Source organism: Pseudomonas sp. H26/SER47-MNA-CIBAN-0231 (genome assembly GCF_040310465.1).
GTDB classification, from domain to species: Bacteria; Pseudomonadota; Gammaproteobacteria; order Pseudomonadales; family Pseudomonadaceae; genus Aquipseudomonas; species Aquipseudomonas atacamensis.
Window position 1 is genome coordinate 68,115 of sequence record NZ_JBEOPW010000013.1, and the last position, 13,491, is coordinate 81,605.

Sequence of the window (13,491 nt, forward strand, 5' to 3'; positions counted from 1 at the left end):
TTGAAATGACTTCTGTACAGTCCCTGACCCGGTTGCCTTGCGGCAACCGGGTTCTTGATTTGGCCCAGACGCATGTCATGGGCATTCTCAATGTCACTCCTGATTCCTTTTCTGACGGCGGCCGTTACAGCCAGCTCGATGCGGCTTTGCGCCACGCCGAAGCCATGGTGTTGGCTGGCGCGACGCTGATCGATGTTGGCGGCGAATCGACCCGGCCGGGTGCGCGAGCGGTCTCTCCTCTGGAGGAGCTTGAGCGCGTCGCGCCGATTGTCGAGCTGATCAATCGCGAGCTGGATGTCATCATCTCGGTCGATACTTCCACCCCGGCAGTCATGCGCGAAACCGCACGGCTCGGTGCCGGACTGATCAATGATGTGCGTTCGTTGCGTCGCGATGGCGCGCTGGATGCGGCGGCGGCCACCGGATTGCCGGTCTGCCTCATGCACATGCTCGGCGAGCCGGGCGATATGCAGGATAATCCTCAGTATCAGAATGTCACTCGCGAGGTCGGTGAGTTTCTCGCCGAACGCATGGATCAGTGTGCCCAAGCGGGCATTCCTGCCGAGCGGATCATTCTTGATCCCGGCTTCGGCTTCGCCAAAACCTTGCAGCACAACCTAAGCTTGTTCAAGCACATGGAGACCTTGCATGCGCTGGGGCGGCCATTGCTGGTAGGTGTTTCGCGCAAGAGTATGATTGGCCACGCTTTGAACCGTCCCGTAGGCGAGCGTCTGCACGGCGGACTGGCGCTGGCAGCGCTGGCGTCGGTCAAGGGCGCGCGGATATTGCGCGTCCACGACGTGGCGGAAACTGTCGATGTAGTGCGAATGATCGCGGCCGTAGAATCAGCCGAATAAGAATGATGGAGCACTTATGAGCAAGAAATATTTTGGTACCGACGGCATTCGCGGTCGTGTTGGTGAATACCCGATCACGCCTGACTTCATGCTCAAGCTCGGCTGGGCGGCCGGCATGGCTTTCCGCAAGATGGGTGCCTGCAAGGTGCTGGTTGGCAAGGACACGCGGATATCCGGTTATATGTTCGAGTCGGCGCTCGAGGCGGGCCTGACCTCGGCGGGTGCCGATGTGATGCTGCTCGGCCCGATGCCGACGCCTGCCATCGCTTATCTGTCGCGTACGTTCCAGGCTGAAGCCGGTATCGTGATAAGTGCATCGCACAACCCGCATGATGACAACGGCATCAAGTTCTTCTCCGGCAAAGGCACCAAGCTGCCCGATGAATTGGAACTGATGATCGAAGAGTTGCTGGATACGCCGATGACCGTCGTCGAGTCGAGCAAGATCGGCAAAGTATCGCGAATCAATGATGCATCGGGTCGCTACATCGAGTTCTGCAAAAGCAGCGTGCCTACCGGGACCAATTTCGCCGGCCTGAAGATCGTTATCGACTGCGCGCATGGTGCGACCTATAAGGTAGCGCCGAGCGTCTTCCGTGAATTGGGTGCCGAAGTCGTCGTGCTTTCCGCTCAGCCGAACGGGCTGAACATCAACGATAACTGCGGTTCCACGCATATGGGGCCATTGCAGGCCGCCGTTCTGGCTGAGCATGCGGACCTGGGTATCGCCTTCGATGGTGATGGTGATCGGGTATTGATGGTCGATCACACCGGCACCATCGTCGATGGTGATGACCTGCTGTTCATCATTGCCCGCGATCTGCATGAGCGTGGCAAGTTGCAGGGTGGCGTCGTCGGTACATTGATGAGCAATCTTGGTCTCGAGCTGGCCTTGGCGGATCTGTCGATCCCGTTCGTTCGCGCCAATGTCGGTGACCGCTACGTGATTGCCGAACTGCAAGAGCGCAACTGGCTCGTTGGTGGGGAAAACTCCGGGCATGTGGTCTGCTTCAACCACACCACCACGGGCGATGCGATCATCGCGGCTCTGCAGGTGTTGATGGCTCTGAAATCCCGCAACGAAGGTCTGGCGCAAACGCGGCAGGCTTTGCGCAAGTGCCCTCAGGTGCTGATCAACGTTCGCTTTGGCGGCGGTGAAAGCCCGCTGGAGCATCCGGCTGTCAAGGAGGCCAGTGCCCGTGTCACTCAGGCGATGGCGGGGCGCGGTCGCGTGCTTCTGCGCAAGTCCGGCACAGAGCCTCTGGTGCGCGTAATGGTCGAAGGCGAGGACGAAAACCAGGTTCGCGGCTATGCCGAAGAGCTGGCAAAACTGGTAACCGAAGTTTCTGCCTGATACGGCTTGCAAGCCATGATTGTGTTGGGTAACATCTGCGCCCACTTTGACCGACGAGGTACAGCATGCGTCGCCCTATGGTAGCTGGTAACTGGAAGATGCACGGTACCCGCGCCAGCGTCGCTGAGCTGATCAACGGCCTTCGTCATCTGGCCTTGCCAAGCGGTGTTGATGTCGCGGTGTTCCCGCCTTGCTTGTACATCAATCAAGTGATTGATGGCTTGAAAGGCAAGTCGATTTCGGTCGGCGCGCAGAATTCTGCGGTGGAAGCCATGCAAGGTGCGTTGACTGGTGAGATTGCTCCCAGCCAACTGGTGGATGCAGGTTGTTCCCTGGTGCTTGTCGGGCACTCCGAACGCCGCCAGATTATGGGCGAGCGAGACGGGATGCTGAATCGCAAGTTCGCAGCGGCACAGGCATGTGGCTTGATTCCGGTGTTGTGTGTAGGGGAAACCCTCGAGCAGCGCGAAGCCGGAAAAACTCTTGAAGTTGTCGGGCGTCAGCTGGGCAGCATCATCGAGGAGCTGGGTGTCGGTGCCTTTGCCAAGGCAGTGATTGCATACGAGCCGGTCTGGGCCATTGGTACCGGGCTGACTGCAACGCCGCAACAGGCTCAGGATGTGCATAAAGCCATTCGCGAGCAGTTGGCGGCAGAGAATTCTGAAGTCGCACGAGGTGTGCGGCTTCTATACGGCGGCAGCGTGAAGGCGGCCAATGCGGTCGAACTGTTCGGCATGCCGGATATCGATGGGGGGCTCATTGGTGGAGCTTCCCTGAATGCAGATGAGTTCGGTGCGATCTGTCGCGCCGCGGGAAACTGAAAAAATGCTGGAAACAGTCGTAGTCGTTTTTCATCTGCTGGGTGCATTGGGCGTAGTTGCTCTGGTTTTGCTGCAGCAGGGTAAGGGTGCGGACGCTGGCGCGTCTTTCGGAGCAGGTGCTTCAAATACTGTGTTCGGAAGCCAAGGTTCCTCTACCTTTCTTAGTAAGTTTACTGCTATACTTGCCGCCGGTTTCTTCATAACCAGCTTGGGGTTAGGTTACTTTGCTAAAGAGAAAGCTCATCAGCTGACTCAAGCAGGTCTTCCAGATCCAGCAGTGTTGGAAGTACCTAAGCAACAACCGGCTTCTGATGATGTCCCGGTGCTTCAAGAGCAAAAGTCGGCTACTCCAGCGACTGACGTGCCTCCAGCTCAAGAGCAGAAGTAAGAAGAGTTTCAAACGTAGTATTGCCGAGGTGGTGGAATTGGTAGACACGCAACCTTGAGGTGGTTGTGCCCATAGGGTGTAGGGGTTCGAGTCCCCTTCTCGGTACCAATTAGTCAGGAGAGCCCGCTGTTGCGGGCTTTCTTGCAGGTGGAAGGTTACATTGACCCTAAAAGGGATCGGTCGTATACTTCCGCCCCAGCTTTGTCGCGGGGTGGAGCAGTCTGGTAGCTCGTCGGGCTCATAACCCGAAGGTCGTCGGTTCAAATCCGGCCCCCGCAACCAGTTTAAGGAGCCCCTTTTAAGGGGCTTTTTGTTAGCTGGATACTTTCAACGCCGCTGTTCGACGGCGTTTCAAGGATGGGCGTTATGCCCATTTTTTTATTTTGCAAAGCATGCACATATCATGCACTAGGGGGTTCAGGTGTCGAGCAAGCTAGAAGAGTTGCAGGCCTTGCTGGCCCCGGTGGTCGTGGCCCTGGGCTATGAATGCTGGGGTATCGAGTTTTCGGCTCAGGGTCGTCACTCGATGTTGCGCGTTTATATCAATAAAGAGGGTGGCGTGCTGGTGGACGATTGCGCCATTGTCAGCCGTCAGATCAGCGGTGTTCTGGATGTTGAAGATCCTATCTCCGTTGAATACACCCTTGAAGTTTCCTCGCCTGGCATGGAGCGCCCGCTGTTCACTCTTGAGCAGTTTGCCAAATTTGCCGGTGAACAAGTGAAGATCAAGCTGCGCTCGCCTTTCGAAGGTCGACGCAATTTTCAGGGCCTTCTGCGCGGTGTAGAAGAGCAGGACGTCGTGGTGCAGGTAGAAGACCACGAGTTCCTGTTGCCGATCGATATGATCGACAAGGCCAACATTATTCCCAGTTTTGACTGAGACGCGGATCCCGCGGATCCAATGGCTTGCGAAAGGCGAGGCGTACGATGAGCAAAGAAGTACTGCTGGTTGTTGAGTCGGTATCCAATGAAAAGGGTGTACCGGCAAGCGTAATTTTTGAAGCGCTGGAGCTGGCTCTGGCCACTGCTACCAAAAAGCGTTTTGAAGACGAAGTGGACCTGCGTGTGGAAATCAACCGCCACACCGGTTCCTACGAAACCTTCCGTCGCTGGACGGTCGTCGAAGAGAATGATCTCGACGATCCGGCCATCGAGACCTGGCCAAGCAAGGTTGCCGAAACGCATCCTGGTGCCAAGGTCGGTGACGTCGTCGAAGAGAAAATCGAATCCATTGAATTCGGCCGCATCGCTGCACAGACTGCCAAGCAGGTCATCGTGCAGAAAGTTCGCGAAGCCGAGCGCGCTCAAGTGGTCGACGCCTATCGCGAGCGCCTGGGAGAAATCATCTCCGGCACCGTGAAAAAAGTTACCCGCGACAACGTGATCGTCGATCTGGGCAACAATGCTGAAGCGTTGCTGGCCCGTGAAGACATCATTTCTCGCGAAACCTTCCGTGTCGGCGTGCGTCTGCGTGCGCTGCTCAAGGAAATCCGCACCGAGAACCGCGGCCCGCAGCTGATCCTGTCGCGTACCGCGCCGGAAATGCTGATCGAGCTGTTCCGTATCGAAGTGCCGGAAATCGCCGAAGGCCTCATCGAGGTCATGGCCGCCTCCCGTGATCCGGGTTCGCGAGCCAAGATCGCCGTCCGTTCCAAGGACAAGCGCATCGACCCACAAGGTGCCTGCATCGGTATGCGCGGTTCGCGCGTCCAGGCGGTATCGGGTGAGTTGGGCGGTGAGCGTGTTGATATCGTGCTGTGGGACGACAACCCGGCCCAGTTCGTGATCAACGCCATGTCCCCGGCCGAGGTTGCGGCAATTATCGTTGACGAAGATGCCCATGCCATGGACATCGCCGTTGGCGCAGACAATCTGGCTCAGGCCATCGGTCGCGGTGGTCAGAACGTGCGTCTGGCGAGCCAGTTGACTGGCTGGACCCTGAACGTGATGACCGAATCGGACATCCAGGCTAAGCAGCAAGCAGAAACCGGCGACATCCTGCGCAACTTCATCGACGAGCTGGAAGTCGACGAAGAACTGGCTCAGGTGCTGGTAGATGAAGGCTTCACCAGCCTGGAAGAGATTGCCTACGTACCGGTGGAGGAAATGCTCAACATCGACGGCTTTGACGAGGACATCGTCAACGAGCTTCGTGCTCGCGCCAAGGATCGCTTGTTGACCAAAGCCATCGCTACTGAGGAAAAGCTGGCAGACGCCCATCCGGCCGAAGACCTGCTCTCGCTTGAGGGTATGGACAAGGATTTGGCGATGGAACTGGCGGTGCGCGGCGTAATTACCCGCGAAGACCTGGCCGAGCAGTCTATTGACGACCTGCTCGACATCGACGGCATTGACGATGATCGTGCCGGCAAGTTGATCATGGCCGCCCGAGCCCACTGGTTCGAGTAATTAGGCGCGGCCTGAGGAGAGAAGTGCATGACGCAAGTCACGGTGAAACAACTGGCCGATGAGGTCAAAACACCGGTAGAGCGCCTGTTGCAGCAGATGCGTGAGGCAGGTCTGCCGCACACCGCCGCCGACGAAAATGTGACTGACAGTGAGAAGCAATCCCTGCTGACTCACTTGAAGAGCAGTCACAAGGCGAAAGTGGAAGAACCACGCAAGATCACGCTGCAGCGTAAAACCACCAGCACCCTTCGTGTGGCTGGTAGCAAGAGCATCAGCGTTGAAGTTCGCAAGAAGAAAGTTTTCGTACAGCGCAGCCCGGAAGAAATCGAAGCCGAGCGCAAGCGTGAACTGGATGAGCGTCGCGCAGTAGAAAATGCTGCCCGTCAGAAGGCTGAAGAAGAAGCCAAGCAACGCGCCGAAGAAGAAGCGCGTCGCCAGCCTGCTGCTGCGCAAACCGCTGCCAGCGACGCCGTTGCGGCGCCGGCTGCCGCTGCCGAACCTGTTCGCGAAAGCGCACCGGTGGCTGCTGCTCCTGCTCCATCGGCTGACGTTCGCAACAAGCAGAACGAACAGCGCCGTCCGGACAAGCCACGTGCCGACGACAACAATCGTCGCAGCGGTGGTGGTGATGGCGAGCGCAAAAACGCTCCGCATCGCGCATCGGTCAAAGAAAAAGCCCCGGCGCCACGTGTGGCGCCACGCACTACCGACGAAGAAAGCGATGGCTTCCGTCGTGGTGGTCGCGGCAAGGCCAAGCTGAAGAAGCGCAACGCCCACGGTTTCCAGAGCCCGACCGGCCCTGTCGTGCGTGATGTGCAGATCGGCGAGACCATCACGGTTGGCGATCTGGCCAATCAGATGTCGGTCAAAGCGGCTGAAATCATCAAGTTCATGTTCAAACTGGGTACCCCAGCGACCATCAACCAGGTGCTTGATCAGGAAACTGCTCAGCTGGTAGCCGAAGAACTGGGCCACAAAGTGACCCTGGTCAGCGACACCGCTCTGGAAGATTCCCTGGCCGAGTCCCTGAAGTTTGAAGGTGAGTCGTTCTCCCGTGCACCAGTCGTGACCGTAATGGGCCACGTTGACCACGGTAAGACTTCCCTGCTCGACTACATCCGTCGTGCCAAGGTAGCTGCTGGCGAAGCCGGCGGTATCACCCAGCACATCGGTGCATACCACGTTGAGACTGATCGCGGCATGGTCACTTTCCTCGACACCCCGGGTCACGCTGCGTTTACCGCAATGCGTGCCCGTGGTGCCAAGGCGACCGACATCGTGATCCTCGTGGTTGCAGCGGACGACGGCGTGATGCCGCAAACCATCGAAGCGGTTCAGCATGCTCAGGCAGCTGGCGTGCCGCTGGTGGTAGCAGTGAACAAGATCGACAAGCCGGGCGCCGATCTCGATCGCATCCGTAGCGAGCTGTCGGTTCACGGCGTGACTTCCGAAGACTGGGGTGGCGACACACCATTCGTTCCGGTTTCGGCGAAGATGGGTACTGGCGTGGACGAGCTGCTTGAAGCCGTTCTGCTGCAGGCCGAAGTTCTCGAGCTGAAAGCTACTCCATCGGCTCCTGGTCGTGGTGTGGTGGTTGAATCGCGTCTCGACAAGGGTCGTGGCCCGGTGGCAACCGTGCTGGTTCAGGACGGTACGCTGCGTCAAGGCGACATGGTCCTGGTCGGTTCGAACTACGGCCGTGTACGTGCCATGCTCGACGAGAACGGCAAGCCAATCAAGGAAGCCGGTCCATCCATCCCTGTCGAGATCCTCGGCCTGGACGGTACCCCGGACGCTGGCGACGAGATGAGCGTGGTTGCCGACGAGAAGAAAGCCCGTGAAGTGGCTCTGTTCCGTCAAGGCAAGTTCCGCGAAGTCAAACTGGCTCGCGCTCACGCCGGCAAGCTGGAAAACATCTTCGAAAACATGGGTCAGGCCGAGAAGAAGACGCTCAACATCGTCCTCAAATCCGACGTCCGTGGTTCGCTGGAAGCGTTGAACGGTGCCCTGAATGGCCTGGGCAACGACGAAGTACAAGTGCGCGTCGTGGGTGGCGGTGTCGGTGGTATCACCGAATCCGACGCCAACCTGGCACTGGCTTCCAACGCTGTACTGTTCGGCTTCAACGTGCGTGCCGATGCCGGCGCTCGCAAGATCGTCGAGCAGGAAGGTCTGGATATGCGTTACTACAACGTGATCTACGACATCATCGAAGACGTCAAGAAAGCCCTGACCGGCATGCTCGGCAGCGATGTTCGCGAGAACATCCTGGGTGTGGCCGAAGTGCGTGACGTGTTCCGTTCGCCGAAGTTTGGCGCGATCGCCGGTTGCATGGTGATCGAAGGTGTCGTGCACCGTAACCGTCCGATCCGTGTACTGCGTGAAGACATCGTTATCTTCGAAGGCGAGCTGGAATCCCTGCGCCGCTTCAAGGATGACGCTTCCGAAGTACGTGCCGGCATGGAATGCGGTATCGGCGTGAAGAGCTACAACGACGTCAAAGTCGGCGACAAGATCGAAGTCTTCGAGAAGGTTCAGGTTGCTCGCAGCCTCTGACTCGCGCACTTCAAGGGCCACGATGGGCCGTAGCATGCAAATGCACGGCACAGCGTCCGGACTCTAAACGCAACGCCCGGTCTGGCTTTTGTCAGGCCGGGCGTTTGCCGCTTTCAGACCTTGCGGGTTTCACCGCTGGGCAGTAACAGGTAACAAATCATGGCAAAAGAATACAGCCGTACCCAACGTATCGGCGATCAGATGCAGCGCGAGCTGGCGCAACTGATCCGTCGCGAAGTCAAAGACCCGCGCGTCGGCCTGGTCACCATTACCGCTGTGGAAGTGTCCCGTGACGTCGGTCACGCGAAGATTTTCATCACCGTGATGGGCCAGGACAACGCTGAAGACATCGCGCAAAGCATCAAGGTGCTCAACGCCGCCGCAGGCTTCCTGCGTATGCAATTGGCCCGCGAAATGAAGCTGCGCAGCGTGCCGCAATTGCACTTCCACTACGACGAATCTGTCGTGCGTGGCGCGCACTTGTCGGCATTGATCGAGCGCGCCGTGGCTGAAGACAATCAGCACGTTGCCGCTCCAGCACCTGAAGACACCAAGGAGTAATTCGGTGGCTCAGGTCAAACGTATCCGTCGTAACGTCAGCGGTATCATTCTGCTCGACAAGCCATTGGGGTTCACCTCCAACGCTGCATTGCAGAAGGTGCGCTGGCTGCTCAATGCCGAGAAGGCCGGGCACACCGGCAGCCTCGATCCGTTGGCCACCGGCGTGTTGCCGCTGTGCTTCGGCGAGGCGACCAAGTTCTCGCAATACCTGCTCGATTCCGACAAGGGCTACGAGACCCTGGCGCAACTGGGCAAGACCACCACTACGGCCGATGCCGAAGGTGAGGTTTTGCAGGAACGTCCGGTGACCGTTGGTCGCGCCGATGTCGAAGCGGTTCTGCCGAAATTTCGCGGGCAAATCAGTCAGATACCGCCGATGTACTCGGCACTCAAGCGTGATGGCCAGCCGCTGTACAAACTGGCACGTGCAGGCGAAGTAGTGGAGCGCGAACCGCGTTCTGTTACTATTGCGCGCTTGGAATTGCTGGCCTTCGAAGGCGATACTGCGCGGCTTGCAGTGGACTGCAGCAAGGGTACCTATATTCGCACCCTGGTGGAGGATATCGGTGAGCAACTCGGTTGTGGTGCGTACGTCGCAGAACTGCGTCGGACCCAGGCCGGGCCTTTCACCCTGGCGCAGACCGTGACCCTCGAAGAGCTGGAAGCGGTACATGCCGAAGGCGGCAACGAAGCGGTCGATCGCTTCCTGATGCCATCGGACAGCGGCCTGCAGGATTGGCCGTTGCTGCACTTTTCCGAAGCGAGTGCGTTCTACTGGCTCAACGGCCAGCCGGTACGTGCCCCGGATGCGCCGAAGTTCGGCATGGTGCGGGTACAGGATCACAATGGTCGCTTCATCGGTATCGGTGAAGTGAGCGAAGACGGGCGCATCGCGCCGCGTCGCTTGATTCGGTCAGAATGACCGGAACCGGTCTGCGCAAGCGGGCCGGCGAGTGTGGCTGTTAACAGGCATGGTCACTACTCATTTATAGATACAGGGATTTGTCCCTGGCCTGTTGAAGCTGTTTCCCTGAAACAGTTTCCTGATAAGGAAGGATTGCCTCATGGCTCTCGACGTTCAAGAAAAAGCTCAAATCGTTGCTGACTACCAGCAAGCTGTTGGTGACACTGGTTCGCCAGAAGTGCAGGTTGCACTGCTGACCGCCAACATCAACAAACTGCAAGGTCACTTCAAGGCCAACGGTAAAGATCACCACTCCCGTCGTGGTCTGATCCGCATGGTTAACCAGCGTCGCAAGCTGCTGGACTACCTGAAAGGCAAGGACGTGAGCCGGTACGCCGCTCTGATCGCTCGCCTGGGTCTGCGTCGCTAATCAGCGATTGCGCTATGAGGTTGGTGGTCTGTCGGGCGTCAGCGGTTTTCCGCTGGCGCCTTGCAGGCTCCCAGCCTCAAGTTTTATCTGCAGCATGGCTTTACCTGTAGCACCCGGACAATTGCCATCGGGCCGATTCCCGAGATTGCCCAAGAATTCGCAAGAAACCGTTTCCCCCAAGAGCCACAAAGAAGGTAGGACACCGTGAACCCGGTAATCAAAAAATTCCAGTTCGGTCAATCGACCGTTACCCTCGAGACAGGCCGTATCGCCCGTCAGGCCTCCGGCGCAGTATTGGTCACCGTTGACGACGACGTCAGCGTGTTGGTGACTGTTGTCGGTGCAAAGCAAGCCGATCCGGGCAAGGGCTTCTTCCCTCTGTCCGTTCATTACCAGGAGAAGACTTACGCTGCCGGTAAGATCCCTGGCGGTTTCTTCAAGCGTGAAGGCCGTCCTTCCGAGAAAGAAACCCTGACTTCCCGACTGATCGACCGTCCGATCCGTCCGCTGTTCCCAGAAGGCTTCATGAACGAAGTGCAGGTTGTCTGCACCGTCGTTTCCACCAGCAAGAAGACCGATCCGGACATCGCTGCGATGATCGGTACCTCGGCAGCCCTGGCCATTTCCGGCATTCCGTTCGACGGCCCGATCGGCGCCGCTCGCGTGGCTTTCCACGAAAGCACCGGCTACCTGCTGAACCCGACTTACGAGCAGCAGGCCGCTTCGAGCCTGGACATGGTCGTTGCCGGTACTTCCGACGCCGTGCTGATGGTTGAATCGGAAGCCAAAGAGCTGACCGAAGACCAGATGCTGGGCGCGGTACTGTTCGCTCACGACGAATTCCAGGTTGTGATCAACGCTGTGAAAGAACTGGCTGCCGAAGCCGCCAAGCCAACCTGGAACTGGGCTCCTGCGCCAGAAGCCACCGAACTGCTGGGCGCTATCCGTGCCGAGTTCGGCGAAGCGATCTCCCAGGCTTACACCATCACCATCAAGGCCGACCGTTACGCTCGCCTGGGTGAGCTGAAGGACCAAGTGGTTGCCAAGCTGTCCGGTGAAGAAGGCCAGCCAAGCGCTGCTGAAGTCAAAGCAGCCTTCGGCGAAATCGAATACCGCACCGTTCGCGAAAACATCGTTAACGGCAAGCCACGTATCGACGGTCGCGACACCAAGACTGTACGTCCGCTGAACATCGAAGTCGGCGTGCTGCCAAAGACTCACGGTTCGGCACTTTTCACCCGTGGCGAAACCCAGGCGCTGGTTGTGGCAACACTGGGCACCGCCCGTGACGCGCAACTGCTGGACACCCTGGAAGGCGAAAAGAAAGACCCGTTCATGCTGCACTACAACTTCCCGCCGTTCTCGGTAGGCGAGTGTGGTCGCATGGGGGGCGCCGGTCGTCGCGAAATCGGTCACGGCCGTCTGGCCCGTCGTTCGGTTTCGGCCATGCTGCCAGCCGCTGACGTGTTCCCGTACACCATCCGCGTGGTATCGGAAATCACCGAATCCAACGGTTCGAGCTCGATGGCTTCCGTGTGCGGTGCTTCCCTGGCACTGATGGACGCTGGTGTACCGATGAAAGCACCGGTGGCCGGTATCGCCATGGGTCTGGTTAAAGAGGGCGAGAAGTTCGCCGTTCTGACCGACATCCTCGGCGACGAAGATCACCTGGGCGACATGGACTTCAAGGTAGCCGGTACCGCCAAAGGCGTGACTGCGCTGCAGATGGACATCAAGATCAAGGGCATCACCGAAGAGATCATGGAAATCGCTCTGGGCCAGGCCCTTGAAGCGCGCCTGAACATCCTCGGCCAGATGAACCAGATCATTGGCCAGTCGCGTACCGAACTGTCGGCCAACGCTCCGACCATGATCGCGATGAAGATCGACACCGACAAAATCCGTGACGTTATCGGTAAAGGTGGCGCGACCATCCGTGCGATCTGCGAAGAAACCAAGGCTTCGATCGACATCGAAGACGACGGCTCGATCAAGATCTTCGGCGAAACCAAGGATGCTGCAGAAGCTGCTCGTCAGCGCGTTCTGAGCATCACTGCAGAAGCCGAGATCGGCAAGATCTACGTCGGCAAGGTTGAGCGTATCGTCGACTTCGGCGCATTCGTGAACATCCTGCCGGGCAAGGACGGTCTGGTGCACATCTCGATGCTGAGCGACGCTCGCGTAGAGAAAGTCACCGACATTCTGAAAGAAGGTCAGGAAGTGGAAGTGCTGGTACTGGACGTGGACAACCGCGGCCGTATCAAGCTGTCCATCAAAGACGTGGCAGCTGCCAAGGCTTCGGGCGTTTAATCACCCCAACGCTTTAGCGCAATGAAGATGCCCCCGCCGTGCAAACGGCGGGGGCATTTTTTTATCTGAAATAAAGAAATTGTGGCGAGGGGATTTATCCCCCGTTCGGCTGCGAAGCAGTCGTAAAACCAGACACTGCCGAGCGCCTGAAACACCGAGGTGCCAGATTCACGGCCGCTTCGCAGCCGAACGGGGATAAATCCCCTCGCCACAAATGTGGTTCTCAAAAGAAAACCATCAGACAACCCACAAATTTGCCGCAGCTCGAGTCCGGTGCTAGGTTTAGCCCACCGCCCGTGTAGCTCAGCCGGTAGAGCAGCGCACTCGTAACGCGAAGGTCGCAGGTTCGATTCCTGTCTCGGGCACCAACTCCTCAGCGTGCCACGTCGATACATGTTCCGCAGGTCAGCTTTTTGTGCAAGAGATGTAAAGAGCCGTGTAATTCGTCATGCAAACGTCCTATATTCGGTGCCTGCATGAGCATCGCTTAGCAGTTTTCAGATGATCCCGAATGGTTCCGAAGGCCGGCCAGTCCGCGTCAGAGAGATCCTTGATGATCCAGATCCATCCTCCATTCCTAAGATCAGCGAGAACCCCATGACTGAATTGACCCAAGAGCAACGCCACGAACAAGCGCTGGAAAAATACCTTCTGGATGTGCCGGACCTGAAGGATGAGATCAAGGACCTGAGTCCCGATGATCAGAAAGACCAGATCCAGTGGTCCTTCGAAGACGAAGCCGAAGCGCAGGGCTTGCAGCCGTGGGAGCTGACCCTCAAGTACACGAGCACGCCGGAGGAGTTCGAGGCGCAGCGCCTCGTGCTGCACAAGGAAGCGGCGGAAGTATTGGGTGTCGAGTGGGAAGAGTACTGCGAGATGAACAATCTGGTGGTCTGAACAA

12 protein-coding genes and 3 tRNA genes are annotated in these 13,491 nt (G+C 58.1%); all 15 read left to right on the top strand.

From position 1 onward, the window contains the following. The first annotated feature begins 5 nt into the window (after positions 1 to 5). A complete protein-coding gene (folP, locus tag AAEZ10_RS19100) occupies positions 6 to 857 on the top strand; it encodes a dihydropteroate synthase (RefSeq protein WP_071174357.1) in 852 nt (283 codons plus the stop codon). 16 nt (positions 858 to 873) lie between these two features. After that, on the top strand, positions 874 to 2,211 hold the full coding sequence (gene glmM / locus AAEZ10_RS19105; RefSeq protein WP_073473855.1) for a phosphoglucosamine mutase: 1,338 nt from the start codon (positions 874 to 876) through the stop codon (positions 2,209 to 2,211). A gap of 65 nt (positions 2,212 to 2,276) precedes the next feature. Then, complete coding sequence (tpiA, locus tag AAEZ10_RS19110; RefSeq protein ID WP_007915248.1) at positions 2,277 to 3,032, top strand: triose-phosphate isomerase; 756 nt, start codon at positions 2,277 to 2,279, stop codon at positions 3,030 to 3,032. Between the two features lie 4 nt (positions 3,033 to 3,036). Next, positions 3,037 to 3,420, top strand: a complete 384-nt coding sequence (gene secG / locus AAEZ10_RS19115; RefSeq protein WP_016771756.1) for a preprotein translocase subunit SecG — start codon at positions 3,037 to 3,039, stop codon at positions 3,418 to 3,420. A gap of 22 nt (positions 3,421 to 3,442) precedes the next feature. Next, positions 3,443 to 3,528: transfer RNA gene (locus AAEZ10_RS19120), tRNA-Leu, on the top strand. A 97-nt stretch (positions 3,529 to 3,625) separates the two neighbouring features. After that, positions 3,626 to 3,702, top strand: a tRNA-Met gene (locus AAEZ10_RS19125). A gap of 139 nt (positions 3,703 to 3,841) precedes the next feature. Next, the gene (gene rimP, locus AAEZ10_RS19130) at positions 3,842 to 4,300 is read left to right on the top strand and encodes a ribosome maturation factor RimP (protein WP_073473852.1); all 459 of its coding nucleotides are present in this window, start codon (positions 3,842 to 3,844) and stop codon (positions 4,298 to 4,300) included. A 47-nt stretch (positions 4,301 to 4,347) separates the two neighbouring features. Further along, positions 4,348 to 5,829, top strand: a complete 1,482-nt coding sequence (nusA, locus tag AAEZ10_RS19135) for a transcription termination factor NusA (RefSeq protein ID WP_024011569.1) — start codon at positions 4,348 to 4,350, stop codon at positions 5,827 to 5,829. Between the two features lie 27 nt (positions 5,830 to 5,856). Beyond that, positions 5,857 to 8,385 (top strand): translation initiation factor IF-2, encoded by a 2,529-nt coding sequence (infB, locus tag AAEZ10_RS19140; RefSeq protein WP_024011570.1) that lies wholly within the window; start codon positions 5,857 to 5,859, stop codon positions 8,383 to 8,385. Between the two features lie 159 nt (positions 8,386 to 8,544). Further along, the gene (gene rbfA / locus AAEZ10_RS19145; RefSeq protein ID WP_016771753.1) at positions 8,545 to 8,946 is read left to right on the top strand and encodes a 30S ribosome-binding factor RbfA; all 402 of its coding nucleotides are present in this window, start codon (positions 8,545 to 8,547) and stop codon (positions 8,944 to 8,946) included. Between the two features lie 4 nt (positions 8,947 to 8,950). Then, positions 8,951 to 9,868, top strand: coding sequence for a tRNA pseudouridine(55) synthase TruB (truB, locus tag AAEZ10_RS19150; RefSeq protein ID WP_024011571.1), 918 nt, complete (start codon positions 8,951 to 8,953; stop codon positions 9,866 to 9,868). 142 nt (positions 9,869 to 10,010) lie between these two features. Next, positions 10,011 to 10,280 carry a 30S ribosomal protein S15 gene (gene rpsO, locus AAEZ10_RS19155; protein WP_016771751.1) on the top strand — a complete coding sequence of 90 codons (270 nt, stop codon included), beginning with the start codon at positions 10,011 to 10,013 and terminating at the stop codon, positions 10,278 to 10,280. A 204-nt stretch (positions 10,281 to 10,484) separates the two neighbouring features. After that, positions 10,485 to 12,590 carry a polyribonucleotide nucleotidyltransferase gene (gene pnp, locus AAEZ10_RS19160; protein ID WP_024011572.1) on the top strand — a complete coding sequence of 702 codons (2,106 nt, stop codon included), beginning with the start codon at positions 10,485 to 10,487 and terminating at the stop codon, positions 12,588 to 12,590. Between the two features lie 292 nt (positions 12,591 to 12,882). Then, positions 12,883 to 12,958: transfer RNA gene (locus AAEZ10_RS19165), tRNA-Thr, on the top strand. 229 nt (positions 12,959 to 13,187) lie between these two features. Then, complete coding sequence (locus AAEZ10_RS19170; RefSeq protein ID WP_073473849.1) at positions 13,188 to 13,487, top strand: DUF6388 family protein; 300 nt, start codon at positions 13,188 to 13,190, stop codon at positions 13,485 to 13,487. Positions 13,488 to 13,491: the final 4 nt, after the last annotated feature.